The 25,452-nt window shown below is 76.4% G+C and carries 19 protein-coding genes; 10 read left to right on the forward strand and 9 right to left on the reverse strand.

What is annotated here, in order from left to right:
* Nucleotides 1-332: 332 nt before the first annotated feature.
* Nucleotides 333-1,481 carry an Mrp/NBP35 family ATP-binding protein gene (locus RSE42_RS05830; protein ID WP_085388348.1) on the reverse strand — a complete coding sequence of 383 codons (1,149 nt, stop codon included), beginning with the start codon at nucleotides 1,479-1,481 and terminating at the stop codon, nucleotides 333-335.
* A gap of 109 nt (nucleotides 1,482-1,590) precedes the next feature.
* Between RSE42_RS05830 and RSE42_RS05835 the strand changes: the two genes are divergently transcribed.
* Nucleotides 1,591-2,388 carry a maleylpyruvate isomerase N-terminal domain-containing protein gene (locus tag RSE42_RS05835; RefSeq protein WP_085388347.1) on the forward strand — a complete coding sequence of 266 codons (798 nt, stop codon included), beginning with the start codon at nucleotides 1,591-1,593 and terminating at the stop codon, nucleotides 2,386-2,388.
* Between the two features lie 10 nt (nucleotides 2,389-2,398).
* On the opposite strand, the gene RSE42_RS05840 is transcribed toward RSE42_RS05835, so the two are convergent.
* Nucleotides 2,399-2,908 (reverse strand): DUF1003 domain-containing protein, encoded by a 510-nt coding sequence (locus RSE42_RS05840; RefSeq protein WP_085388831.1) that lies wholly within the window; start codon nucleotides 2,906-2,908, stop codon nucleotides 2,399-2,401.
* Nucleotides 2,901-4,241 (reverse strand): magnesium transporter MgtE N-terminal domain-containing protein, encoded by a 1,341-nt coding sequence (locus RSE42_RS05845; RefSeq protein ID WP_085388346.1) that lies wholly within the window; start codon nucleotides 4,239-4,241, stop codon nucleotides 2,901-2,903. The genes RSE42_RS05840 and RSE42_RS05845 overlap by 8 nt, the downstream gene beginning before the upstream one ends.
* Before the next feature lie 155 nt (nucleotides 4,242-4,396).
* Here RSE42_RS05845 and RSE42_RS05850 point away from each other — a divergent pair, with 155 nt between their 5' ends.
* Nucleotides 4,397-5,167: a general stress protein gene (locus tag RSE42_RS05850; protein ID WP_415298165.1), complete on the forward strand. Its 771-nt coding sequence runs from the start codon at nucleotides 4,397-4,399 to the stop codon at nucleotides 5,165-5,167.
* Between the two features lie 267 nt (nucleotides 5,168-5,434).
* Here the strand turns inward: RSE42_RS05850 and RSE42_RS05855 are convergent, their stop codons facing one another.
* Together RSE42_RS05855 and RSE42_RS05860 are read right to left on the reverse strand one after the other, a co-directional pair.
* Nucleotides 5,435-7,072, reverse strand: coding sequence for an aminopeptidase P family protein (locus RSE42_RS05855; protein WP_415298167.1), 1,638 nt, complete (start codon nucleotides 7,070-7,072; stop codon nucleotides 5,435-5,437).
* The gene (locus tag RSE42_RS05860) at nucleotides 7,069-7,965 is read right to left on the reverse strand and encodes an alpha/beta fold hydrolase (RefSeq protein ID WP_415298169.1); all 897 of its coding nucleotides are present in this window, start codon (nucleotides 7,963-7,965) and stop codon (nucleotides 7,069-7,071) included. Before RSE42_RS05860 ends, RSE42_RS05855 begins: the two co-directional genes overlap by 4 nt.
* Before the next feature lie 118 nt (nucleotides 7,966-8,083).
* Between RSE42_RS05860 and RSE42_RS05865 the strand changes: the two genes are divergently transcribed.
* Together RSE42_RS05865 and RSE42_RS05870 are read left to right on the forward strand one after the other, a co-directional pair.
* Nucleotides 8,084-8,923: a PHP domain-containing protein gene (locus tag RSE42_RS05865; RefSeq protein ID WP_085388342.1), complete on the forward strand. Its 840-nt coding sequence runs from the start codon at nucleotides 8,084-8,086 to the stop codon at nucleotides 8,921-8,923.
* Nucleotides 8,924-8,930: 7 nt separating this feature from the next.
* The gene (locus RSE42_RS05870) at nucleotides 8,931-9,563 is read left to right on the forward strand and encodes a MarC family protein (protein WP_021482981.1); all 633 of its coding nucleotides are present in this window, start codon (nucleotides 8,931-8,933) and stop codon (nucleotides 9,561-9,563) included.
* 81 nt (nucleotides 9,564-9,644) lie between these two features.
* Here the strand turns inward: RSE42_RS05870 and RSE42_RS05875 are convergent, their stop codons facing one another.
* On the reverse strand, nucleotides 9,645-11,474 hold the full coding sequence (locus tag RSE42_RS05875) for a chitinase (RefSeq protein WP_415298171.1): 1,830 nt from the start codon (nucleotides 11,472-11,474) through the stop codon (nucleotides 9,645-9,647).
* A 138-nt stretch (nucleotides 11,475-11,612) separates the two neighbouring features.
* Here RSE42_RS05875 and RSE42_RS05880 point away from each other — a divergent pair, with 138 nt between their 5' ends.
* Nucleotides 11,613-12,338, forward strand: a complete 726-nt coding sequence (locus RSE42_RS05880) for a FadR/GntR family transcriptional regulator (protein WP_085388340.1) — start codon at nucleotides 11,613-11,615, stop codon at nucleotides 12,336-12,338.
* The gene (locus tag RSE42_RS05885) at nucleotides 12,335-13,525 is read left to right on the forward strand and encodes a CynX/NimT family MFS transporter (RefSeq protein ID WP_137280158.1); all 1,191 of its coding nucleotides are present in this window, start codon (nucleotides 12,335-12,337) and stop codon (nucleotides 13,523-13,525) included. Before RSE42_RS05880 ends, RSE42_RS05885 begins: the two co-directional genes overlap by 4 nt.
* Nucleotides 13,526-13,622: 97 nt before the next feature.
* Here the strand turns inward: RSE42_RS05885 and RSE42_RS05890 are convergent, their stop codons facing one another.
* Nucleotides 13,623-15,290 (reverse strand): DEAD/DEAH box helicase, encoded by a 1,668-nt coding sequence (locus RSE42_RS05890; protein ID WP_085388338.1) that lies wholly within the window; start codon nucleotides 15,288-15,290, stop codon nucleotides 13,623-13,625.
* A gap of 242 nt (nucleotides 15,291-15,532) precedes the next feature.
* On the opposite strand from RSE42_RS05890, the gene RSE42_RS05895 reads away from it, so the two are divergent.
* The gene (locus tag RSE42_RS05895) at nucleotides 15,533-16,246 is read left to right on the forward strand and encodes a ferritin-like fold-containing protein (protein ID WP_051028611.1); all 714 of its coding nucleotides are present in this window, start codon (nucleotides 15,533-15,535) and stop codon (nucleotides 16,244-16,246) included.
* Between the two features lie 87 nt (nucleotides 16,247-16,333).
* Here RSE42_RS05895 and RSE42_RS05900 read toward each other — a convergent pair whose 3' ends face one another.
* Both RSE42_RS05900 and RSE42_RS05905 read right to left on the reverse strand, forming a co-directional pair.
* On the reverse strand, nucleotides 16,334-16,558 hold the full coding sequence (locus RSE42_RS05900; RefSeq protein ID WP_034654117.1) for a DUF3107 domain-containing protein: 225 nt from the start codon (nucleotides 16,556-16,558) through the stop codon (nucleotides 16,334-16,336).
* A 94-nt stretch (nucleotides 16,559-16,652) separates the two neighbouring features.
* Nucleotides 16,653-17,390, reverse strand: a complete 738-nt coding sequence (locus tag RSE42_RS05905; RefSeq protein ID WP_086148870.1) for a TetR/AcrR family transcriptional regulator — start codon at nucleotides 17,388-17,390, stop codon at nucleotides 16,653-16,655.
* A gap of 66 nt (nucleotides 17,391-17,456) precedes the next feature.
* On the opposite strand from RSE42_RS05905, the gene RSE42_RS05910 reads away from it, so the two are divergent.
* From RSE42_RS05910 to RSE42_RS05920, 3 genes are all read left to right on the forward strand, one after another.
* Nucleotides 17,457-18,428: a DUF3152 domain-containing protein gene (locus RSE42_RS05910; protein WP_415298175.1), complete on the forward strand. Its 972-nt coding sequence runs from the start codon at nucleotides 17,457-17,459 to the stop codon at nucleotides 18,426-18,428.
* 62 nt (nucleotides 18,429-18,490) lie between these two features.
* Complete coding sequence (locus RSE42_RS05915; protein ID WP_415298177.1) at nucleotides 18,491-21,859, forward strand: PD-(D/E)XK nuclease family protein; 3,369 nt, start codon at nucleotides 18,491-18,493, stop codon at nucleotides 21,857-21,859.
* Nucleotides 21,856-25,443 (forward strand): UvrD-helicase domain-containing protein, encoded by a 3,588-nt coding sequence (locus RSE42_RS05920; protein ID WP_415298179.1) that lies wholly within the window; start codon nucleotides 21,856-21,858, stop codon nucleotides 25,441-25,443. Before RSE42_RS05915 ends, RSE42_RS05920 begins: the two co-directional genes overlap by 4 nt.
* Nucleotides 25,444-25,452 lie beyond the last annotated feature (9 nt).

Here is a 25,452-nt window from a genome sequence, read left to right on the forward strand (position 1 = left end):
CGGACGGCGTCGTCATCCCTGGGGAGGAGTTCTGTCGCGGCTTCGTCACCAGCGGGTCACCGACCGGTCAGGTCCACATGACCGCGTGGGGCGTGCGTGCGCGCCTGGCGGACCGCAGCGCCCTGCCCGGGCAGCCGGGGCGGCGTCGCAGGTCAGGGGAATGGTGGGCGGGACGAGGGCAGGGCGGAGCGGCGGCGATGCCACGACACGATCCCCCTCACCGGCCCGACGGCCGTCCCCCCGGACGAGATGCGGGCGAGACTATACCGTGGCTCGCGGAAAAGACAGGAAAAGGACGGTGAAAGACTGCCCGACGTCCGGAGGCCGTCGCGTCAGACGACCGTGACCCCGAGCGACCGCCCCGCGAGCCCGCGGGGCCGGCGCGCGAGACCCGCGGCGACGTCGCGCAGCGCGGCGGCGGCGGGGGAGCCCGGGTCGGAGAGCACGACCGGGGTGCCGCCGTCGCCCGCCTCGCGCAGCGACACGTCGAGCGGCACCTGGCCGAGGAGGGGGACGGAGGTCCCCGTGGCGCGCGACAGGTTCGCCGCGACGCGCTCGCCGCCGCCCGCGCCGAACACCTCGAGGCGCGACCCGTCGGGCTGCTCGAGCCACGACATGTTCTCGACCACGCCGACGACGCCCTGCTGGGTCTGCGTCGCGACCGACCCGGCCCGCTCGGCGACCTCCGCGGCGGCGACCTGCGGCGTCGTGACGACGACGATCTCGCTGCCGGGCAGGAGCTGCGCGACCGAGATCGCGATGTCGCCCGTGCCGGGCGGGAGGTCGAGGAGCAGCACGTCGAGGTCGCCCCAGAACACGTCCGCGAGGAACTGCTGGAGCGCGCGGTGCAGCATCGGTCCGCGCCACACGACGGGCTGGCCCGGGGGCACGAACATGCCGATCGAGACGACCTTCACGCCGTGCGCGATCGGCGGCAGGAGCATGTTGTCCACGCGCGTGGGCTGCCGGTCGACGCCGAGCATGCGCGGGATGGAGAACCCGTAGATGTCGGCGTCGACGACCCCGACCTCGAGGCCCTGCGCGGCGAGCGCGACCGCGAGGTTCGCCGTGACCGACGACTTGCCCACCCCGCCCTTGCCCGACGCGATCGCGTACACCTTCGTCAGCGACCCGGGCTTGGCGAAGGGGATCTCGGGCTCGCCCACGCCGCCGCGCAGCATCGTGCGCAGCTCGGCGCGCTGCTCCGCGGTCATGACGCCGAGGTCGACCCGGACGTCCGCCACGCCCTCGACCGCGCGCACCGCGGCGTCGACGTCGCGCGCGAGCGTGTCGCGCATCGGGCACGTGGCGACCGTGAGGTCGACCCCCACCGTCACGACGGCGCCCGGCGCGCCGGGCTCGACGGCGACCGAGCGGATCATGCCGAGGTCCGTGACGGGGCGGCGGATCTCGGGGTCCAGGACCGTGGTGAGGGCCTGCCGGACGGCGTGCTCGAGCGGGTCTGCGGCGGGGTCGGGCATGCCCCCATCGTAGGCGCGGCCGGAGCCCGGTCGGCCGGGTCGGAGGTCCCGGACCGGACGTGAGCCCCGTCGCACGACGAGCGCCGCGGAACGGCGCTACCGTGCACGGATGGACGCCCTGGCCTCCCTCGCGCGGGACAGCGAGCTGTTCGGCGACGCCGTGCGCAGCGCCCCGCCCGACGCGCGCGTGCCCGCGTGCCCCGAGTGGACGGGCGCCGACCTGCTCTACCACCTCGCCGAGGTGCAGGACTTCTGGGCGCGCGTCGTCGGCCCGGCTCCCGGGGAGGGGATGGACGGCGACGAGGTCGAGCCGCTCGCGCGGCCGGCGTCCGACGCCGAGCTGCCCGCGCTGCTCCAGCGCTCGACGAGCCGGCTCGTCGCGGCGCTCACCGGTCGCGACCCCGACGAGCCGTGCTGGTCGTGGCACGACGACGGCCGGCACGTCGGCTGGGTGCTGCGACGCCAGGCGCACGAGGCGCTCGTCCACCGCGCCGACGCGGAGCTCACGGCCGGGCGTCAGGTCACGCCCGCCGACCCGGGCGTCGCGGCGGACGGCGTCGACGAGGTGCTGTCCGTCATGGTGGACGGGGTGCCCGGGTGGGGCGTCTTCACGCCCGACGGCGCGACGGTCTCCGTCGTCGTCGACGGGCCGGGGGAGCGGCCGCGGAGCTGGGAGCTCGCGTTCGGCCGCTTCACGGGGACCGGTCCGGAGTCGGGGACGGCGTACGACCTCGACGTCGCCCAGCTCGTCGACCTGCCCGGCTCGACGACCACGCAGGTGTCCGGCCCGGCCTGGGCGCTCGACCTGTGGCTCTGGGGCCGCGGCCCGGCGGACGGGCTCGTCGTCACGGGCGACCCCGCCCTCGCCGCGCGCCTGCGCCGGGTCGCGGCGGAGGGCACGCAGTAGGGCCCCAGGGTCAGCGGTCGGCGACCTCGTCGTCGGGCTGACGGGCCGTCTTCTCCTCCAGCTCCTCGAGCAGGTTGCGGATCTCGGACCGCACGAAGTCGCGCGTGGCGACCTCGCTCAGCGCGATGCGCAGCGCGGCCATCTCGCGCGCGAGGTACTCGGTGTCCGCGAGGTTGCGCTCCGCGCGCTGACGGTCCTGCTCCGCGGTGACGCGGTCGCGGTCGTCCTGACGGTTCTGGGCGAGCAGGATGAGCGGCGCGGCGTACGACGCCTGGAGCGAGAGCATGAGCGTGAGCGCGGTGAACCCGAACTCGGCGGAGTCGAACCGCAACCCCTCCGGGCCCCACGAGTTCCACGCGATCCACAGCGCGCAGAACACGGTGAGGTAGACGAGGAACCGCGGCGTGCCGAGGAAGCGTGCGATGCCCTCCGTCGAGCGGCCGACGGCGTCCTGGTCGACCTTGACGCGCGGGAAGAAGCTGCGGCGCGCGGTCTTCGGCGTGTCGAGGCGGTCAGCCACGGGCCACCCCCGCGGTGCCCGGCCGTCCGGGCGCGGCGGTGCGCGCGCGCCCGCTCGCGACGGCACGGCGCGCGGCCTCGGTGTCCTCGTCGTCGGTCTCGCGCCAGTCGTCGGGCAGCATGTGGTCGAGCACGTCGTCCACGCTGATCGCGCCGAGCAGGCGTTTCTCCGCGTCGAGCACGGGCACGCACAGCAGGTCGTAGGTCGCGAGGATGCGCGTCACGCGCCCGAGCGGCGCGTCGGGCGTCACGCCCTCGACGTCGGAGTCGAGCACCGAGCCGACGGCCGCGTGCGGGGGCTCGCGCAGCAGGCGCTGGAAGTGCGCGACGCCGAGGAACCGGCCCGTGGGCGTCTCGAGCGGCGGGCGCGCGACGAACACCATCGACGCGAGCGCGGGCGCGAGGTCCTTGCGGCGGATCTGCGCGAGCGCGGTCGCGATGGTGGTCTCCGGGCCGAGCACGACCGGGTCGGACGTCATGAGGCCGCCCGCGGTGTCCTCCGCGTAGGAGAGGAGGCGGCGCACGTCGCGCGCCTCGTCGGGCTCCATGAGCTCGAGGAGCTGGGCGGCCTGGGCCTCGGGGAGCTCGTGCAGGAGGTCGGCCGCGTCGTCGGGCTGCATCGCCTCCAGGACGTCGGCGGCGCGGTCGGTGTCGAGCCCGGAGAGGATCGCGACCTGGTCGTCCTCGGGCAGCTCCTCCAGGACGTCGGCGAGCCGCTCGTTGTCGAGCGCGCCCGCGACCTCGAGCCGGCGCGTGTCGCCGAGGTCGTGGATGACGTCGGCGAGGTCGGCGGGCTTGAGGTCGTCGTACGCGGCGAGGAGCATCGCGGCGCCCTGCGCCTCCGTGCTCCCGGCGAGCCCGGTCACGGCGTCGACGTCGACGACGAGCGCGTCGCCCCGCCGGCGCAGCCCGAGCGTGCCCTTGTGCTGCGCCTGCCGGCGCACGTACAGCTTGGTGACGAGCCAGTCGCCGGTCCGCTGGCGCTCGATCGCGAGGTCCTCGACCGTCGCCGAGCCCGACCCGTCGACGAACTGCACCGTGCGCTCCAGGAGCTCGCTCACGGCCAGCGTCTCCATGGCGCGCTGCTCGAACCGCCGCATGTTGACGAGCCCGGTGGAGATGACCTGGCCCGCGTCGATGCTCGTCACGCGCGTCAGGGGCAGGAAGACACGGCGCCGGCCGGGCACCTCGACCACGAGGCCCACCGCGCGCGGCGCCCCCTTCGGCCTGATGAGCACGACGACGTCCCGCACCCGCCCGACCTGGTCGCCGATGGGGTCGAACACGCTGGTCCCGGCCAGGCGCGCGACGAAGACGGTGGTGGCTGCACTCACGCCGCCAGCCTACGCACGCGCCCCGGTCGCCGCGCTCCGTCCCGGCAGGTGGCGGGCGTCCCGAGCCGTCTCCCGGCCGCCTCCCCGCCGTCGTCGGCCGGTCGGGGCGGGGAGCGGCCCTCGCGCGCTCCGCCCGGGTAGGACAGACTGGGCGAATGAGCATGTCACGCCCGGGTGCCGTCCCCCGTGTCCCCACCCCGCCGCGCGGCGAGGAGGTGGCGTCGTACGCGACCTACCTCGAGGCGCAGAAGGCGGTCGACTTCCTCTCGGACAACAAGTTCGCGGTCGAGCTCGTGACGATCGTCGGCACCGACCTCAAGATGGTCGAGCGCGTGACGGGCCGCCTCACCTACGGTCGCGTCGCGATCGCGGGCGCCGCGTCCGGCGCGTGGTTCGGCCTCTTCGTCGGCCTGCTGCTCTTCATGTTCTCCGGCCAGGGCGGGTTCGTGCTCACCGCCGTCGGGATCGGCGCCGGGTTCGGCCTGCTCTTCTCGGTGCTGTCGTACGCGCTGACGCAGGGCAAGCGCGACTTCACGTCGCAGAGCCAGATCGTCGCCTCGTCCTACGGCATCCTCTGCGCGCCCGAGCGCGCGGGCGAGGCACGCCAGCTCCTGGGCCGCATGCCCGAGGGCGCGGGCGGCGTCCGCGCGCCCGCCGCGCCGGCCAACCCCGGCTGGGGCACCCCCGGCACCACGCCCCCCGCCCCGGCCCCGGAGCCCTCGGCGGGCGTCCCCGCCGCGGCCCCTCCGGCCGCGCCCCCGGCCCGCACGCCCGACCCGCGCTGGACGACGCCGACCGGCGAGCCGCGCTACGGCGCCATGCGCCCGACGTCGGACCAGCCGACCGACGCGCCGGCACCCGACGCGGGCCCCGGGTCGGCGCCCGCCCCCGGCACGCACCCGGACCAGCCCGAGCGCCCTGCCTGACCGAGCAGGCGTCCCCGGACCGGTGGGACGACGAAGGCCGGCCGTCGGACGTCGTCGTCCGTCGGCCGGCCCTCGGCGGAAGCGCCGCTAGCGCTTCCGCGACTTCACCGCGGTCTCGGCAGCCCTCTCGCGCTTCTGGGCGCGCTTCTCCTTGATGGACATCGACGCTTCCTTCTTGATGCTCTTCGCCACGTGAGTTCACCTCCCCTCACCGGTGGATGAACGGGCCACCATAGCCCAGTTCCTCCGCCGGTGAGCCGGGCCCGCTCAGCCGCGCAGCCGCGCCATCCAGGCCTCGACGTCCTCGGGCCGACGGGGCAGCGCGGCCGACAGGTTCTCGTTGCCGTCGGCGGTGACGAGGACGTCGTCCTCGATGCGGACGCCGATGCCGCGGTACTCCGCCGGGACGGCCAGGTCGTCCGCCTTGAAGTACAGGCCCGGCTCGATCGTGAAGACCATGCCCGGCTCGAGCACCCCGTCGAGGTAGAGCTCGCGCCGCGCCTGCGCGCAGTCGTGCACGTCGAGGCCGAGGTGGTGGCTCGTGCCGTGCACCATCCAGCGGCGGTGCTGCTGCCCCTCGGGCGAGAGCGACTCGGCGGCGCTCACCGGGAGCAGACCCCACTCCTCGAGGCGCGCGGCGATGACCTCCATCGCGGCGGCGTGCACGTCGCGGAAGCGCGCGCCCGGCACCGCGACGGCGAACGCGGCGTCCGCGGCGTCGAGCACGGCCTGGTACACGCGGCGCTGGACGTCGGTGAACTCGCCGTCGACGGGCAGCGTGCGCGTCACGTCGGCCGTGTAGAGCGAGTCGACCTCGACGCCCGCGTCGAGCAGCACGAGCTCGCCGGTCCGCACGACGCCGTCGTTGCGGATCCAGTGCAGCGTCGTCGCGTGCTCGCCGGCTGCGGCGATCGTCTCGTAGCCGACCGTGTTGCCCTCGAGGCGCGCGTGGGCGTCGAACGTCGTCTCGATGACGCGCTCGCCGCGACGGTGCCCGAGGGCGCGCGGCAGGCTCCGCACGACCTCCTCGAAGCCCGCGATCGTCGCCGCGACGGCCTCGCGCATCTGCTCGACCTCGTGCGCGTCCTTGACCAGGCGCAGCTCGGAGACCGCCTCGACGAGCGCGGCGTCCGTGCGGCGGTACGCGGCCTCGGCGCGCGCGAGCCACTCGGCCTCGCTGAGCTGCTGGTCCTCGGCGGCCTCGTCGACGCCCGCCTCCGCGCGGATCGCCTCGACGAGCGCCTCGACGGCCTCGTCCGCGCCCGCGACGACGAGGAGCGTCACCCCGCCGGCGCCGACGTCCTTCGCGAGCGCGTCACGCAGCTCGTCGACGTGCCGCGCCTCCACGCCGGTCGCGGTCGTGACGTCGTCGAGGGACGGACGCGCGCCGACCCAGAACTCGCCGTACCGCGCGTCCGCGTAGAACTCCTCGGTGTCGCGCGCCGCGAGCGGGCGGACGTAGAGCACGGCGTGGTGGTCGGACCCGGCGTCCCCGGTGCCCGGCTCCACGGGGTGCAGCACGAGCACCGCGTCGGGCTCCTGGTCCGTGCCGTAGCCGGTGAGGTGCGCGAACGCCGAGTGCGGGCGGAAGCGGTAGTCCGTGTCGTTCGACCGCGTCTTGAGGGGGCCGGCGGGCACGACGAGGCGCGCGCCCGGGAACCGGGCCGACAGCGCTGCGCGGCGCGCGACGGTGAACGGGGCGGCCGGCAGCGGCTCGACGTCGAGCGCGGCGCGCGGCACCCAGCCGCTCGTGATGAAGGCCTTGAACGCGTCGGAGTCCGGGCGCTGGGAGCGGTTGCTCCCGCGCGCGGCCAGGTCCTGGGCCTCGCCGGGACCGGCGTGCTCGGTGGTCTGGTCGGGCGTCTCGGACGGGGGCGCGGGCGTGACGGGGGTGGCGTCGGTCATGCCCCCAGTCTCGCACCGCGCACGCGGCCGAAGTCCGCGAGCGCGCGCCCGAGCACGCGGTTGAAGGCCTCGGGGGCCTCGCTGTTGACGTCGTGGCCGGCGCGCGGCACGACGACGAGCGCCGCGTCCGCGGCCGCCGCGAGGTAGCGCTGCTCGTCGAGGCGCATGTGGTCGCGCGCGCCGTTGACGAGCCACACGGGGACGTCGACGTCGCGCACGTGGGCGAGCCACGACCGGCCCGCGAGCTGGGTGAGCGCGTCGGTGACGACGTGCCAGCCGGGCGCGACCGGCGTCGGCGGCCCGGCGTCGGCCGGCCCGGCCAGCGCGTACGACGACGCGGCACCGCCCGGCAGGCCGCGGCCGCCGCGGGCGATCGTGCCCCACGCGGTCGCGGTCGTGCGCGCGGCCCAGCGCGCGCCGCGACCGACGGCGCCGCCCCCGGCGACGACGAGGCGCGCGACGTCGCGGTACAGCGCGACGGGCTTGCCCTTGGGGTCGGACGTGCACGCCGCAGCGACCACGCCCGCGAGGTTCGCGGGGCGTCGGGCCGCCCAGGCGAGCGACGTGTAGCCGCCGAGCGAGAGGCCGACGAGCGCGACCCGGCGGTCGGGGCCGAACGACGCGGCCGCCTCGTCGAGCACCTCGAAGGAGCGGTCGAGCGTGAAGCGCTCGTGCGCTCGGGCGCCGTGCGCGGGCAGGTCGACCGCGACGGCGTCGTGGCCGAGGGCGCGCACGTGCTCGACCTGGTGGTCCCAGATCGCGCCCGAGGTGCGCATGCCGTGGACGAAGACCACCGCGGGCGGGGCCTGCGCGGGGTCGGGGGACGCCGGCGTCGAGGGGGTCGGAGAAGCGGTCGTCGCGAGGGCTGCCGTGGGGGGCGTCGTGAGGGTCATCGCTCCCGACTCTGGCACCCCAGCCTGGGACGACCGTGGGGAGGGGCCGCGCCCCGTGTGGACATCGTGTGGGGGTCCCGTGCCGCCGCCTCGGTGCGTCGTCACTATCCTGGTCCCCGTGCGCATCGACCTCCACACCCACTCGACCGCGTCCGACGGCACGGACGCCCCGGGGGAGGTCGTCGAGGCGGCCGCCGCGGCCGGGCTCGACGTCGTCGCGCTGACCGACCACGACACGACGGCGGGCTGGGCGCAGGCGACGGACGCGGCGCTCGCGCACGGGGTCGCGCTCGTGCGCGGCGCGGAGATCTCGGCCCGCTCCGGCGGCATCAGCGTGCACGTGCTGTCCTACCTGCACGACCCGGCGCACGCCGCCCTCCTCGCCGAGCTGGACCGCACGCGCGACGCGCGCACGAGCCGGGCCCGGCGGATGGTCGACCTCATCGCCGAGGACTACCCGATCACGTGGGAGGATGTGCTCGCCCAGACCGTCGCGGGGACGACGATCGGGCGACCGCACATCGCCGACGCGCTCGTCGCGGCCGGGCTCGCGCCCGACCGCTCCGCCGCGTTCGCGACCATCCTCGCCACGGACACCCCGTACTACGTGCCCCACTACGCGCCCGACGCCGTCGTGGCCGTGCGCGGGATCCGCGCCGCGGGCGGCGTGCCCGTCTTCGCCCACCCGGGCGCGGACGGTCGCGGCCGCGTCGTGGCCGACGCCGTGATCGAGGAGATGGCCGAGGCGGGGCTCGCCGGGCTCGAGGTGTTCCACCGCGACCACGACGAGCGTCAGCGTGCACGGCTCGAGGACCTGGCCCGGACCCTGGGCCTGTTCGTCACCGGGTCGAGCGACTACCACGGGGCCGGCAAACCGAACCGGCTCGGGGAGAACACGACAGCACCGACCGTGCTGGAGCAGATCGAGGAGCTGGGACAGTTGGACGTGATCCGATGATCGGACGATGAGCGAGTTCTTCGACGTCCGGCTCTTCACGGAGGTCTTCGTCACCCTGTTCGTCATCATGGACCCGCCCGGCACGGTGCCGGTGTTCCTGGGCCTGACGAGCGCGATGGGCGCCAAGCAGCGCAACCAGGCGGCGCGCACCGCGATCCTCGTGGCGTTCGGCGTGATCGTCGCGTTCGCGGTGTTCGGCCAGCAGATCCTCAGCTACATGCACATCTCGCTGCCCGCGCTCCAGACGGCGGGCGGCCTGCTGCTGCTCCTCGTGGCGATGGAGCTGCTCACCGGGAAGATGGAGGAGCCGCAGCCGTCGGGCAACAAGGGCGTCAACGTCGCGCTCGTGCCGCTCGGGACGCCGCTGCTCGCCGGCCCGGGCGCGATCGTCGCGACGATGGTCTTCGTGCAGCGCGCGGGGGAGCGCGGCGGGGGCGTCGCCGAGTGGGTCGCCATCGCGGCGGGCGTCGTCGCGGTGCACGTGTGCCTGTGGCTCTCGATGCGCTTCGCGAACGTCATCAACCGCGTCCTCGGCGACTCGGGCACGATCCTCGTGACCCGGATCGCCGGTCTGCTGCTCGCGGCGATCGCCGTGCAGCTCGTCGCCGACGCCGTGATCGAGTTCGTCCAGACCGCCTGACCGCGTCCCGCCGTCGGAGGCGACCGGCGTCCGGGGGCGGGTTCCCGGACGCCGGTCGCGTGCGCGACCGTGACCCGCTCGTCAGGGCCAGTACGCGTCGAAGCTCCGGGAGAACTCCCCGCCGTTGAAGCGGTCCCAGTTGATCGACCACGTCATGAGGCCGCGCAGCCCCGGCCAGCGCCCGTGGGTCCGGTACGACCCGCAGCCCGTGCCCTTCGTGAGGCAGTCCAGGGCCTGGGCGACCTGCGCGGGCGGGGTGTGGCCGTTGCCCGCCTGCGTGCTGGCCGGGAGGCCGATCGCGACCTGCTCGGGGCGCAGCGGGGGGAACATCCGCGTCGTGTCGCGCGCGACCGGGAAGCCGGTGAGCAGCATGTCCGTCAGCGCGACGTGGAAGTCCGCGCCGCCCATCGAGTGGTACTGGTCGTCGAGCCCCATGATCGGCCCCGAGTTGTAGTGCTGGACGTGGAGCAGCGTCAGGTCGTCGCGCAGGGCGTGGATCACCGGCAGGTAGGCGCCGCAGCGCGGGTCCTGGCCGCCCCACGGGCCGGAGCCGTAGAACTGGTAGCCGTTCTGGACGAAGAAGGTCTCCGGCGCCATCGTCAGCACGAAGTCGTCGCCGTACCGCGCCGTGAGCGTCTTGAGCGCGGAGACGAGGTTGACGATCACGGGGGTGGTCGGGGAGCGGAAGTCCGTGTCTCCCGGGTTCAGGTACAGCGAGTGCCCCTCGAAGTCGATGTCGACCCCGTCCAGCCCGTAGGTGTCGATGATCGAGCTCACGGAGGCGACGAACGCGTCCCGCGCGGCGGTCGTCGTGAGCTGGACCTGACCGTTCTGCCCGCCGATCGACAGGAGCACCTTCTTCCCGGCCGCGCGGTTGGCGGCGACGGCGGCCTTGAACTCCGCGACCGACTCCACGTTCGGGCACTCTGCCCGCGGGCAGAGGCTGAACCGGATGTCGCCGGACGTGACGCTCGTCGGCTCGCCGAACGCGAGGTTGATGACGTCCCACGAGTCCGGGACGTCCGCCATCCGGACGTAGCCCGAGCCGTTGGCGAACGACGTGTGCAGGTAGCCGACGAGCGCGTGCGCCGGCAGCCCGGCGCCGGGTCCGCCCCCGGTGCCGCCGGTCGCCGTGGTGACGGCGCCGGCGGCGGAGCGGGGCGACTCGCCCGCGCCGTTGGTCGCGGTGACCTGGAAGGAGTAGGCGGTGGCGGCGGTGAGCCCGGAGACGGTGGTGGACGGGGCCGTGGTCGTGGCGACGCGGGTGCCGTCGCGGTAGACGGCGTAGCCGGTGGCGCCGGCGACGGCGCCCCAGGTGAGGGGCACGCTGGTGGCGGTGGGCGTCCCGGCGGTGAGGCCGGTGGGGGTCGCGGGCGGCTGCGCCGTGCCGCCGCCCGGGCCCACGAGACTGACGTCGTCGACGACGTAGGCCGGCTGGCCGTACCAGCCGTGCACGAAGACGGTCGCGGACGTCGCCGTCGCGGTCGTCGTGAAGGTCACGCTGAGCCGCTGCCAGGTCGCGGCCGAGGGCGTCCAGGTGGTGACGTCCTGCGCCGTCGCGCCGCTCGCCCCGAGGTACGCGTAGGAGCCCTGGACCCACGCGCTGAGCGTGTAGGTCGACGAGGGTCGAACGGCGACGGTCTGCGAGCAGCGCGCGGTGTCGGTCCCGGCGGGCGTGCCCCGGAGCGCCCCGCTGCCGGTGCGGACCGGGCTCGTGACCTGCTGCCCCGTGGAGCCGGAGCACGTCCACCCGGACAGTCCGGACTCGAACCCGCCGTTGACGGCGAGCTCGGTGTCCGCGGCCGCGGCGGTCGTCGTGCCGGTGAGGAGTGTCCCGACGAGCGTGGCGGAGGCGACCAGGGCGAGGAGGCTGCGCAGTCGTCGTCGGCGTCGTGACGGGGTGGGGTCCATGGTGGTCTCGCTTTCGTCGTCGAAGGAGCGGTCCTGTCGCAAGGTCCTCGCGGTTGCGCGCGCTGGTCAACCCCCGTACGCGGGACCCCGTACGCCCGTCTCACCACCGAGCCAAACAGGGGATGTTAGGTTCTTTCGGTGAACCAGCCGATCAGTCCTCCCCGCAAGGTGTCGGAGCTCGTCGTCGAACGGCTCATGCAGCGCGTCGAGCGCGGGGAGTGGCCCGTCGGCACCCGCATCCCGCCCGAGCCCGAGCTCGTCGCCGAGCTCGGCGTCGGGCGCAACACGGTGCGCGAGGCCGTGCGCGCGCTCGAGCACGCCGGGATCCTCGAGCCGCGCCGCGGCGACGGCACCTACGTGCGCGCGGCCGACGGGCTCGACGCCGCACTGACCCGGCGGGCCCGGACCACGGACGCGCTCCACGTGCTCGAGGTGCGCGAGATCCTCGAGCGCGGTGCGGCGCGCGCCGCTGCCGGGCGGGCCGACGCCGTCGCCCTCCGCCGCCTCGACGCGGCCCTCGCCGCCCAGGTCGCGGCACGCGACGGGGACGAGCAGGCCTTCCAGGCCGCCGACGTCGCCTTCCACGGCGAGGTCGTGCGCGCCGGGGGCAACCCCCTGCTCGCCGACCTCTACGGAGGCCTCGACCACGCGCTCGTCCGTACGCTCCCGTCCGGCGGGCAGCGTCGGCACCACCGCGACGTCCCCGGTCACGAGGAGGTCGTCGCGGCGATCCGGGCGGCCGACGCCGACGCGGCCGAGGCCGCCGTCGTCGCGACGATCGACGCCGTGCGGGCGCAGCTCGTCGAGGCCGCCGCGGACCGTCCTGGTCGCGCCGACGCCGACGCCGACGAGGTCGAGGCGTGAGCGGGCTGCGCCGTCCGCTGGGGCTGGCCGCCGTCGTCGCGATCGTCCTCGCGGCGCTCAACCTCCGGCCGGCCGTCGTCGCGATCTCGCCCGTGCTCGGCGAGATCCGCACGGACCTGGGCCTCAGCGCGACGGCGGCGGGCGTGCTCACGACGCTTCCTGTCCTCTGCTTCGGGCTCCTCGCGCCGCTCGCGCCCGTGCTCGCGCGGCGCTGGGGGCTCGAGCGCGCGCTCTTCGTGAGCCTCGTCCTGCTGTGCGTCGGCTTCGCGCTGCGCCTCGTGCCCTCGACCGCCGGGCTGTTCGCCGGGACGGTCGTCGCCGGGTGCGCGATCGGGCTCGGGAACGTGCTGCTGCCCGCGCTCATCAAGCGCGACTTCGCCGACCGCATCGGTCTCATGACCGGCCTGTACTCCATGGCGCTCTCCGGCGGGGCGGCGCTCGCGGCGGGCCTGACCCTGCCGGTCGCGTCGGCGGCCGGTCTCGACTGGCGCGGCGCGCTCGCGACCTGGGGCGTCCTCGCCGTGCTCGGGGCGCTCGTGTGGGTGCCGCGCGCGCTGCGGCCCGACCCCGCCGGCACGGTGGCGTTCGGACCCGGCGCGGGGCCGGCCGCCGCGCGGTCGGCGGTGTGGCGCAGCCCGCTCGCCTGGGCTGTCACCGTCGTCATGGGCATGCAGTCGCTGTCGTTCTACGCGGTCAACGCCTGGCTGCCCGAGATCATGGTCGCGCTCGGCCGGACGCCGGAGGTGGGCGGCTGGCTCCTGGCGCTGTGCAACCTCGCGGGGATCGTCGGCTCGTTCGTCACCCCGGTCCTCGCCGGGCGCATGCCGCGCCAGCGCGGCATCGGCCTCGTGCTCGTGGTGCTCGTCGGCTCGGGGCTGCTCGGGCTCGCCGCCGCCCCCGGCGGCGCGGCGCTCTGGGTCGTGCTCGTCGGCCTCGGGCAGGGCGGCGGGATCAGCCTCGCGCTCACCCTCATGGCGCTGCGGGCGCGCGACGCCGCGCACACGTCCGAGCTCTCCGGCATGGCGCAGAGCGCCGGCTACCTGCTCGCCGCGACCGGCCCGCTCGGCCTCGGGCTCGCGCACGACGTCACGGGCACATGGACGGTCCCGCTCCTGCTCCTCGTCGCCGCGGCGGCCGTCCAGGGCGTCGCGGTGTGGTTCGCCGGGCGCGACGCGCACGTGCACTGACCCGGACGCGACGAACCCCGGGCCGCGTCCCCGCGGCCTGGTGACCGTGGGACGCGACCCGGGGTTCGTCGTCGGGCTCGGGAACCGCCGGGAGCGGCTACTCCGCGGGCTGGGCGGTCGCCTCGGCGGCACCGCCCTGCTGCTCGACGGGGCGGCCGCCGCGCGTGCGGCGGCGGCTGCGGGACCGACGGCGGCGCTCGCCGCCCTCGGTCGCCGGGGCGCCCTCGGTCGCCTCGGTGCGCTCACCCTCGGCACGCGCGCCCGTGCGCTCGGTCTCGCCGCGACGCCCGCCGGAGCGGCCCTGGCCGCCGGACCGGCCCCGGTCGCCCTCGGGACGGCCGCGGCCGCCGTCGGACCGGCCGCCCTGGCGCCCGCGCGACCCGCCCGCGGGCGTGTGCCGCTTGCCGGTCTCGCCGAGGTCCTCGATCTCCTCCGCCTCGAGCCCGGCGAGCGTGCGCCGCTCCTTGGGGAGGCGGCCCTTCGTGCCCTCGGGGATGTGCAGGTCGGTGTACAGGTGCGGCGAGCTCGAGTACGTCTCGACCGGCTCGGGGATGCCGAGGTCGAGGGCCTTGTCGATGAGCGACCAGCGGGGGATGTCGTCCCAGTCGACGAACGTCACGGCGGTGCCCTTGTTGCCCGCGCGGCCGGTGCGGCCGGTGCGGTGCAGATACGTCTTCTCGTCCTCGGGGCACTGGTAGTTCACGACGTGCGTGACGTCCTCGACGTCGATGCCGCGTGCCGCGACGTCGGTCGCGACGAGCACGTCGATCTTGCCGTTGCGGAACGCGCGCAGCGCCTGCTCGCGCGCGCCCTGCCCGAGGTCGCCGTGGATCGAGCCGGCGGCGAACCCGCGGTCGACGAGCTCGTCCGCAACCTTCGCGGCGGTCCGCTTGGTCCGGGCGAACACGATGGTGCGCCCGCGGCCCTCGGCCTGGAGGATGCGTGCCAGCATCTCGACCTTGTCCAGCGCGTGCGCGCGGTAGACGACCTGCTCGATGTTCTTGACCGTCTGGCCGCCGTCGTCGGGGTCGTTCGCGCGGATGTGCGTCGGCTGCTTCATGTAGCGGCGCGCCATCGAGACGACGGCGCCCGGCATGGTCGCCGAGAAGAGCATCGTGTGGCGCTGCGCGGGCGTGCGAGCCAAGATCTTCTCGACGTCCGGGAGGAACCCGAGGTCGAGCATCTCGTCCGCCTCGTCGAGGACCACGGTCGCGGCGCGCGTGAGGTTGAGGTGGCCCTGGTTCATCAGGTCGATCATGCGGCCGGGCGTGCCGACGACGACCTCGACGCCGCGCGTCAGCGCCTCGACCTGCGGCTCGTAGGCGCGACCGCCGTAGAGCTGGACGATGCGCACCGAGCGGCGCTTCGAGGCCGTGGTGAGGTCGTTCGCGACCTGGACGGCGAGCTCGCGCGTCGGGACGACGACGAGCGCCTGCGGCTTGCCGGGGGAGGGCAGCTCGTCGAAGCCGGGCTCGCCCGGGGCGACGACGCGGTGCAGCAGCGGCACGCCGAAGCCGAGGGTCTTGCCGGTACCGGTCTTGGCCTGGCCGATGATGTCGTGGCCGGACATGGCGACCGGGAGCGTCATCGCCTGGATGGGGAAGGGCTGGACGATGCCCGCGTCGGAGAGCGCGTCGACGATCTCCTGGCGGACGCCGAAGTCCGCGAAGGTCGTGTTGTCCGCGTGCACGCTGGCGGCGACGGACGTCGCGTCCGCGCTCACGTCCGGCGTCGCGTCGGTGGTGGTGGCGTCTGTGGTGGTCACTGGTGCCTCTGTCTCGTTCGGGCACGCGCGACCGTCGGCGGGCCCGTCGGGGCCCGGAGCCGGGGAGGTTCCCGGTCGCGGTCGTGCGCACCTCGTGGCCGGCAGCCGATCGTGGGATGTCGTGGCCAGGCCCGCGCTGCGGACCGTGCCGTGCCGTCGTCGTACGCGTGACGAGCGTGAGGTCTGGACGACCGGGCAACCGATGTACGTCGGCCATGATATCGGAGAACTATCCTGGCCCGATGAGCGACGCCGAGCACGCGAGCCCCACGACCCTGCCCCCGGCGGACCACACCGACGCGGTGGAGCTGCTCGGCCTCGTCGCGTACACCGAGCTCGCGAGCTTCGGGCGCCTCGCGGGCGACGCCGCGCACGCCCCCACGCTGCGCCAGCGCCAGGCCCTGTCCCGTCTCGCGGCCGCGATGCTCGACCGGCAGGAGCGCGTGCTCGTGCGCGTCGAGGAGCTGGGCGGTGACCCGGCGGACTGCATGACCCCGTTCGACGGCCTGTTCGACGACTTCGACGCGCGCACCAAGCCCAGCACGTGGTGGGAGGGCATCCTCAAGGGCTACGTGGGCCAGGGCGTCGCGGACGACTTCTGCCTCCTCGCTGCCCAGGGTCTCGACGAGCGCTCGCGCGACGTCGTCGTGGAGGCGCTCACGCACGACACCCCCTCGCAGCGCTACGCCCCGGTCATCGCCGAGGTCGCCGCCGAGGACCCGGTGCTCGCGTCGCGCCTCGCGCTGTGGGGGCGGCGTCTCGTCGGCGAGGCGCTCGGCGTCGTCGGCGACGTGCTGTCGCGGCGTCCAGCGCTCGCCCGGCTCGTGGCGGCGGGGGCCGAGCCGGTCGCCGCGGGCGGCGGCAGCGGGCCCGCGCCCGCGACGCAGTCCTGGGTGTTCGCGCGCCTCACGGCGGAGCACTCCCGACGGATGGACCGCCTGGGTCTCGCGGCATGACGAAGCCGCCGCCGCGCCCGGGGGCGCGACGGCGGCACGTGACGCTTGGGTCCCGACGCTCGGGGCCCGACGTTCAGACCTTCAGGCTCAGAGGGAGCCGAAACCGACCCGGCGCTGCTCCTCGGTGCCGATCTCGACGTAGCCGAGCGACGCCGTCGGGACGATCACGCGGCGACCGCGCGAGTCGGTGAGCTCGAGGGCGGGGGCGCCGCCGAGCGCGTCGGCGACCGCGGTGGCCACGGCCTCGGCGGTCAGATCCGTGTCGACGACGATCTCACGGGCCAGGTTCTGCACACCGATCGTGACTTCCACTCAGCTCTCCTCACAGCGGCTGCGCCAGGCGCAGCGACGACGGGCCTCGGGCCGCCGACGGGCGTCCCACCGGCGACAACGCGATCGATAGTAGTCAGATTCCCGTCGCCGACCCGCCGGGCGCGCTGGGGGCGCCCGACAGCGGCCGTCGCAGCATGCCGCGCACCCCGCGCCACACGAGGCGCGGCACGAGCCGGGTGACGTCGTCGGCCGTCGCGCCGCCGTCCGGGCGCACGACCTCCGTCGCGGCGGCCCGCCCGACGGCGGTGCACGTCCGGGCGACGACGAGCGCCTCGTCGGCGTCGAGGTCCGTGATGCGCACGAGCACGTCGGCGAACGCGCCGGCGATCGTCGTGTCGGGCGCGAGCACGCGCGCCCGGACGACCGGGTCCCGCATGACGTCGGACTCGAAGAGCAGCGCGGCCGAGCGGCCCGCCGCGCGCGCGTACGCGACGTAGGCCCGCACGATGCCCTCGATCACGGCGAGGCCGTCGACCGCGAGGGCGTCGAGGTCGCCCGCGCGGTTCCCCGGCGCGGGCTCGCGGAACGGGTCCAGCGTCGCGTGCACGGCTCCCACGAGGCGTTCGCCCTGGTCGTCGACGATCGCGAGGTAGAGGTCGAGCTTCGACGGGAAGTGCCGGTACAGCACGGGCTTGCCGACCCCGGCGCGGTCGGCGATGTCGTCCATCGAGATGTGGTGGTAGCCGTGAGAGGCGAAGAGCTCCTCGGCGATCGTGAGGAGCTGCGCGCGGCGCTCGTCGCGCGGCATCCGGGTGCGCAGGCCCGGGGGAGCGGCGGCCGCGCCGCGCGTGCGTCCCTCGGTGGCTCCCATGGGGGGAGGATACGGAATCCGCGGTTCGTGTCGACCTCGCGTCGCGAGGAGTGGGACGATGGGCGGGTGCCCGACAGACATACCCCCCCGAACCGCCTCTCGACCGCCCGTGCCGGGGGTCGTGCGACGGGTCTGCGGCACGGGGCCGCGGTCGCCGCGTGCCTCGTCGTCGGCCTCGGCGGCGGTGCGGCGACGGCGGAGGTCTGGGACCTGGGCCGGGCGGCGGGCACCGCGGCCGTTCCCGCCGCAGACGTCCGCGCGGAGCCGCCGGCCCCGGAGCGCGACGAGTCGGCGGCCGTGAGCCGGTCGTCCGTCGAGCGCGCGGGCGCCGTCGAGCAGGGCCCGGGCCTCCTCGGCCCGATCGCGCCGCGCCCGGACGCGATCACCGCGCCCGAGCCCGCGCCCGCCCCGACGACCACGCCGGAGCCCGTCGTGGAACCGGCACCGGTCGAGGCGCCCGAGGCCCCGGTCGCGGAGCCCGGCTCCGGTCTGGTCGGGACGGTCGTCGTCGCGCCGGACCTCGGCGGCAAGCTCGTCGTCGTGCCGGGGGAGAGCCCCGCGCCCGGGACGGGCACCGTCCGCTCCGTCCGGGTCGAGGTCGAGGCCGGGCTCCCCGTCGACGGCGAGGTGTTCGCCGCCGCGGTGCTCGCGACGCTCAACGACCCGCGCGGCTGGTCGGTCCCCGACGGCGTGACGTTCTCGCGGACGGCGGCCGACGACGCGTCGATCCGGGTCGTGCTCGCGAGCCCCGCGACGACCGACCGCCTGTGCGCCCCGCTGGCGACCGAGAGCCGCTACTCGTGCGGCAACTCGGTGACGGGTGCCGCCGTGCTGAACTTCGAGCGGTGGGTCCTCGGGGCGCCCGACTTCGGCGACGACCTCGCCACGTACCGGCAGTACCTCGTCAACCACGAGGTCGGGCACGTGCTCGGCCACGGCCACGAGGACTGCCCCGCGCCGGGCGCCGTCGCCCCGGTGATGGTCCAGCAGTCCATCTCGGCCCAGGGCTGCCTGACCAACGGCTGGCCCGTCCCGTAACCCCCGGCCCCACGGCGCGCGCCCGCGCGGCGGTGTGGGTGGCGCGTGATGGGATCGGGTCCGTGCCCCGGACGACGACCGCCCCCCGCCTCGTCGCGCGGCCTCGCGAGCTCGAGGCCGACGCGGTGCTCGACGACTCCCAGCGGGCGGCGCTCGCCGCCGCGGCCGGCCCCGGGGCCACCCTCGTCGTGGGCGCGCCGGGCACGGGCAAGACCCTCGTCGCGCAGGAGGTCGTGCTCGCGGCCCTGCGCGACGGCGTCGCGCCCGAGCGCGTGCTCCTCCTCGCCGCGTCGCGCCGCGCCGCCGCCGCGCTCCGTGACCGCCTGTCGGCCCGTGCGCGCCGCACGGTCGGCGCGCCCCTGGTGCGCACCGCCGCGTCCGCGGCCTTCGCCGTCCTGCGGGAGCGCGCGGCCGCGCTGGGCGAGCCCGTCCCCACGCTGATCTCCGGCCCGGAGCAGGACCTCGTGCTCGCCGAGCTCCTGGAGGGCCACCTCGACGGCGGCCTCGCGCACCTCGGTACCCCGCTCGCCCTGCCCGCGGGCCTGCCCGAGGAGGCGCTCGGCCTCCGGGGGCTGCGCCAGGAGCTCCGCGACCTCCTCATGCGCGCGGCGGAGCGCGGCCTGACCCCGGCCGACCTCGCCGCCCTCGGCGAGCGCTACGACCGCCCGGAGTGGTCGCTCGGCGCCCAGCTCTTCGCGGAGTACCTCGACGTCACCGCCCTGCGCACGGGCACGCCCGACGCCGGGTCGCGGTTCGACCCGGCGATCGTCGTCGACGAGGCCGCGGAGGCCCTGCTCGCCTGGGACGACGAGGTGCCCGACGCCGCCCGGCCGCGCTGGGACCTCGTGGTCGTCGACGACTACCAGGAGGCGACGGTCGCGACCGCGCGCCTCCTGCACGTGCTGCACGACGACGGCGCGCGCCTCGTGCTGCTCGGCGACCCCGACGCCGCGGTGCAGACGTTCCGCGGCGCGAGCCCGGGGCTCGTGGGCCGGGCGTCCGCCCCGGCCCGGCGGGACGGCGCGCGCCGGGGCGAGCTGGGCGCGCGCGTCGCGGTGCTGGGCACCGCCTGGCGCCAGAGCGCGCCGCTGCGCGAGGTGACCCGCCGCGTGACCGCGCAGGTCGGCACCGTCGCCGGGGCGGTGCACCGTGGCGCCGCGCCGCGGGACGCCGACGGGCGCCCGGGCGAGGCTGCCGACGTCGGCCCCGGCGCCCCGCCCGTGCAGGTCGCGGTGCTCTCGGCCGTCGCGCAGGAGGCCGCGTTCGTCGCCCGGGAGCTGCGCGCGGAGCACCTGCTGCACGGCACCCCCTGGCACCGGATGGCCGTCGTCGCGCGCACGGGGACGCGGCTCGCGGCGCTGCGCCGCGAGCTCGTCGCCGCCTCGGTCCCCGTGACGCTGCTCGGCTCCGACGTCCCGCTGCGCGACGAGCCGGCGGTCGCGCCGCTCCTCGCGGCCGTGCGCGTGTGCGTCGCCGACGCGGAGGACCCCGAGGCCCTCGACCCGTTCACCGCGGCGGCGCTGCTCACGTCGCCCGTGGGCGCGCTCGACGTCGTCGCGCTGCGCCGTCTGCGCCGCGCGCTGCGGGCCGAGGAGCTCGAGGGCGGGGGCGGGCGCTCGTCCGACGCGCTGCTCGTCGAGCTGCTCCTCGACCCGGCGCGCGCCGCGACGCTCCCGCCCACGGTGCGTCGCGGGCCGGTCGCGGTCGCCCGGGCGCTCGCGGCGGGGCGGGCTGCGGCGGCGGAGCCCGGCGCGACGGCGCAGACGGTCCTGTGGGCGGTGTGGGCCGCGACCGGTCTCGCGGAGCGCTGGCGCTCGGCGGCGCTCGACGGCGGTCCCGCCGGGGCGCGCGCGGACCGTGACCTCGACGCGGTGCTCGCGCTGTTCCGCGCCGCGGAGACGTTCGTCGACCGCATGCCGGGCGCCCCCGCCGGAGCGTTCGTCGAGTACCTCGCCTCGCAGGACCTGCCCGCCGACTCGCTCGCGGCGAGCGCGAGCGGGGCCGACGCCGTGGCGGCGCTCACCCCCGCCGGTGCTGCCGGGCGCGAGTGGGACGTCGTCGTGGTGGCGGGCGTCCAGGACGGCGTGTGGCCCGACCTCCGGCTGCGCGACTCGCTGCTCGGCTCGCAGGCGCTCGTCGAGCTCCTCGCCGGCCGCGCGCAGGACGCGCACGGGGTCGGCTCGCAGGCGCGCGCCCAGGTGCTCGCGGACGAGCTGCGGGCGTTCGTCGTCGCGACGTCGCGCGCGACGCGTCGCCTCGTCGTGACGGCCGTGCAGGACGCGGAGGAGGCGCCGTCGGTGTTCTGCGACCTCGTCGTGCCGCCGTCGGCACCCGAGGGTCCCGGGGGCACGGACGGCCCGGGAGGCCCGGACGGCGCCGACGGTCCCGGCGGGCGTGGTGGTCCGCAGGACGGGCCGGTCGAGCCCGCCGAGCGGAGGCACGTGCGCGTCGGGGCGCCGCTCGACCTGCGCGGGTTGGTCGCCGCGGCCCGCGGCATCCTCGTCGAGGCGGCGGCGCGCGAGGCCGACGGCGCCGGAGCGTCCGGGCCGGACGAGCGCGCCGTCGCGGCGGCGACCCTCCTGGCGGACCTCGGTGCGCTCGGCGTCGCGGAGGCCCGCCCGGAGACGTGGTACGGGGTGGCGGGCGTGTCGAGCACGGCGCCGCTGCGCGGTGCGGAGCAGACCGTCACGGTGTCGCCCTCGAAGGTCGAGACGGTCTCGACGTGCCCGCTGCGGTGGTCGCTCGAGGCGGCCGGCGGGACGGCGCCCGACGCGACGCACCAGAGCCTCGGCACGCTCGTCCACTCGATCGCCGAGACCCACCCGACCGGGTCGCTCGCCGAGCTGCGCGCGGAGCTCGACCGCCGGTGGGCGGAGCTCGCGCTGCCCGACGGCTGGCCCGCGCGCCAGCTCCGGCGCCGGGCCGAGCGCATGGTCGAGAAGCTCGCGGCCTACGTCGCGCAGGCGGGCGAGCCGCTCGTCGTCGAGCCGTCGTTCGACGTCACCGTCGGCCGCGCCCGGCTGCGCGGCACGATCGACCGGGTCGAGGCGGCGGGGGAGGGCGCGGTCCGCGTCGTCGACCTCAAGACCGGTCGGCGCACCGCGACGAAGGCGGAGGGGGCAGAGCATCCCCAGCTCGGTGCCTACCAGCTCGCGGTCGAGGCGGGCGCGCTCGACGTGCCGGAGGGCACGCGCAGCGCGGGCGCGCAGCTCGTCTACGTCGGGAGCACCCACGTGGGCGCGGCCGTCGTGGCCCAGCCCGCGCTGGAGCCGGAGCCCGACGGGTCGAGCTGGGCGCGCGACCTCGTGGAGGAGGCCGCCGGCACCATGTCGGCGGCGACGTTCACGGCCCGCCAGAACGGGCTGTGCGAGATGTGCCCCGTGCGCCGGGCGTGCCCGGTGCAGCCCGAGGGCAGGAGGGTGGTGGCGTGAGCAGCGAGCTGTTCGAGCTCCCGGAGGCGGGCGCGAGCGGGCCGACGGTGCGCCTCGTCGCGGCCGACGGCCTCCCGGTCGAGAGCGCCGACGCCCCGGGCGACGGGCACCGGGCGGCGGAGCCGCCGAAGCCGACGCTCTCCGCGACGCGGATCGCCGACCTCCTCGGACGTCCTCGCCCGACCCCGGAGCAGGTCGAGGTGATCGAGGCGCCGCTCGAGCCGACGCTCGTCGTCGCCGGGGCCGGCTCGGGCAAGACGGAGACGATGGCGGCGCGCGTCGTCTGGCTCATCGCGAACGAGCTCGTCCCGCCGGACGCGGTGCTGGGCCTCACGTTCACGCGCAAGGCGGCGGGCGAGCTCGCGGAGCGCGTCCAGGTGCGGCTCGCCCAGCTCGCGCGCGCCCGGGGCGGGGCGGCGTCGGCGCTCTCGCTGCTCGACCGGCCGACCGTCGCGACGTACAACGCGTACGCCGCGTCGCTCGTCGGCGACCACGGGCTGCGCGTCGGCGTCGAGCCGGGCGCCCGCCTCCTCGGCGAGGCGCAGCAGTGGCAGCTCGCGTCCGAGGTCGTGGAGTCCTGGGACGACGACCTGGGCACCGACCGCGCGCTGAGCACGGTCGTCGCGGCGGTGCTCGGCCTCTCCGGCGCGCTCGGCGAGCACCTCCTCGACCCCGCCGAGGCGCGGGACCGCCTGGCCGAGATCGTCGAGCAGCTCGACGCGCTCCCGCTCGGGCCGCGGCAGAAGGCCCGGACCAAGGAGGTCGAGAAGCTCGTCGGCGACGTCGCGGAACGGGTCCGGCTGCTCGACGTCGTCGCGGAGTACCGCCGCCGCAAGCGCGCCACCGACTCCCTCGACTTCGGCGACCAGGTGGCGCTCGCGGCGCGGCTCGCGCGCGAGGTGCCCGTGGTGGGGGAGACCGAGCGCGCCCGCTTCCGCGTCGTCCTCCTGGACGAGTACCAGGACACGTCGCACGCGCAGGTCGAGCTCCTCGCGGGGCTGTTCGGCGGCGGGCACCCCGTGACGGCCGTGGGCGACCCGCACCAGTCGATCTACGGGTGGCGCGGCGCGAGCGCGGGCGGCCTCGCGCGGTTCCCCGACCGCTTCCCGCGCGCGGGCGGCGACCGCTCGGCCGTGCGCTTCCTCTCGACGTCGTGGCGCAACGACGCCGCCGTCCTCGCGGCGGCGAACGTCACGGCCGGTCCGCTGCGCGGTGCCGTCGCCGGTGGCCGGGGCGACCGGGTCGAGGTGCCGCCGCTCGCGCTGCGCCCCGGCGCGGGTCCGGGCGCGGTGGCCGCGCACGTGGCGGCGACCGCCGAGGAGGAGGCCGCGGCCGTGGCCGAGCGCGTCGCCGCGCGCTGGCGCCCGGCGAGCGCGCCCGGGGGGCGCGTCACCGCGGCCGTGCTGTGCCGCAAGCGCAGCCAGTTCGCGGCGGTCGAGGTCGCGCTGCGGCGGCGCGGGCTGCCCGTGGAGGTCGTCGGCCTCGGCGGGCTGCTCACGACGCCCGAGGTCGTCGACGTCGTCGCGCTGCTCGAGGCCGTGCACGACCCCTCCCGCGGCGACGCGCTCGTGCGTCTCCTCACCGGGCCCCGGCTCAACCTCGGCGCCGCCGACCTGCACGCGCTCGGGAGCCGCGCGGCAGACCTCGCGCGGCTGGAGGGCGCGCTCGGCTTGCGCCGTCGTGCGCCCGCCGCGGAGGACGCCGAGTCGGGGCTCGTGGTCGTCGAGGGCGACGTGGCCGACCACCGCTCGATCGTCGACGCGCTCGACGACCTGCCGGACCCGGGCGAGCCCGCGGCGGACGGGCGCACGCTCTCCGCCGAGGGCCACGCGCGGCTCTCGGCGCTCTCCCGGACCCTGCGCGCGCTGCGCGGTCTCACCTACCTGTCGCTCCCGGAGCTCGTCGTCGAGGCGGAGCGCGCCCTGGGCCTCGACGTCGAGGCCGTGACGAACGAGGCGCTGCTCGCGTCGCGGCGGCTCGTCGACCCGGAGGCCGTGAGCGACCGGGCCCGCGAGCACCTCGACGCGTTCCGCGACGTCGCCGCGACGTTCACGCAGACGGCGGACGTCGTGACGCTCGGGGCGTTCCTCGCCTGGCTCGGGGTCGCCTCGACCCGGGAGAACGGGCTCGACCTGCCCGTGCGCGAGCCCGACCCGGACGCCGTGCAGGTCATCACCGCGCACGCCGCGAAGGGACTGGAGTGGGACGTCGTGGTCGTGCCCGGGCTCGTCGACGGCGTGTTCCCCACGACGGCCCAGTCGTCGTCGGGCGTGCGCGCGGACAGCGGCTGGCTCACCGACGTGAGCCAGCTCCCGTACCCGCTGCGCGGCGACGCCGCCGACCTGCCGGAGTTCCGCTTCGACCTCGCGGCGGACACGAAGGAGCTCGTGGCGCGGCGCGACGAGTTCCGCGCGGCGAGCGGGGAGCACCAGCTCGCCGAGGAGCGGCGGCTCGCCTACGTGGCCTTCACGCGGGCGCGGCGCGAGCTGTACCTCACGGCGTCCTGGTGGCAGACGGGCTCCCGCCCGCGCGCGCTGTCGCCGTTCCTCGTCGAGCTCGTCGAGGCGGGGGTCGTGACGGCCGACGGGTGGTCGGCACCTCCCGGCCCCGACGACTCCAACCCGCTCGAGGACGTCGAGGTGACCGGGACGTGGCCTGTGCCCGACGACGCTCCCGGCGGGTCTGCGCGGTCCGTCCTGCGGGACACCGCGGCGGCCGTCGAGCGTGCGGCGGCCGAGCGTGCGGCAGCCGAGCGTGACGCGGCGGGACGCGGCGCGGCGGACCGTGTCGCGCCCGCCGGGGCCGGGACGGTCGACGCCCTGCCAGGGCAGGGGGGCGTGGACGGCACGGGCGGCCCCGCCGGGCTCACGGCGCCCTCGGGAGTCCTCGTCGACGCCGAGGGGCGTGACCTCGTCGCGCTCGCGCGCGTCCTGCTCGCGGAGCGCGCCGAGCGCTCGGGCCGGGAGGTCGAGCTGCCGGCGCACGTCTCGGCGTCGAGCCTCGTGCGGCTCGCGGCGGACCGCGACGAGTACGCGCTCCACCTGCGCCGCCCGGTCCCGGTCGAGCCCACGGTCCACGCGCGCCGGGGCACCCGGTTCCACCTGTGGGCCGAGCGCTACTTCACGACGTCGTCCCTGCTCGACGTCGAGGACCTCCCCGGGGCGGACGACGACGACCTCGACCCCGACGCCGACCTCGAGACGCTCCAGCGGACGTTCCTGGCCTCGGAGTGGGCTACGCGCACGCCGGTCGCGGTCGAGGTCGATGTCGAGACGCCCGTCGGGTCGACGGTCCTGCGGTCGCGCATCGACGCGGTGTTCCCCGAGCTCCCGGAGCACGCGGGCGGGGCGCGCGACGCCGTCGTGGTCGTCGACTGGAAGACGGGGCGTGCGCCGTCCGACCCGGAGGCGCGCAGCGTGCGCGAGGTGCAGCTCGCGGTCTACCGGCTCGCGTGGTCGCGCTGGACGGGGGTGCCGCTGGAGAAGGTGAACGCCGCGTTCTACTACGTCGCGTCCGACGAGACCGTGCGTCCGCGCCGCCTGCTGGGCGAGGCCGAGATCGAGGCGCTGCTGGTCGCCGACTGAGCCGGCGAC

The organism is Cellulosimicrobium sp. SJTW-1, assembly GCF_047716875.1.
Classification (GTDB): Bacteria; Actinomycetota; Actinomycetes; order Actinomycetales; family Cellulomonadaceae; genus Cellulosimicrobium; species Cellulosimicrobium funkei.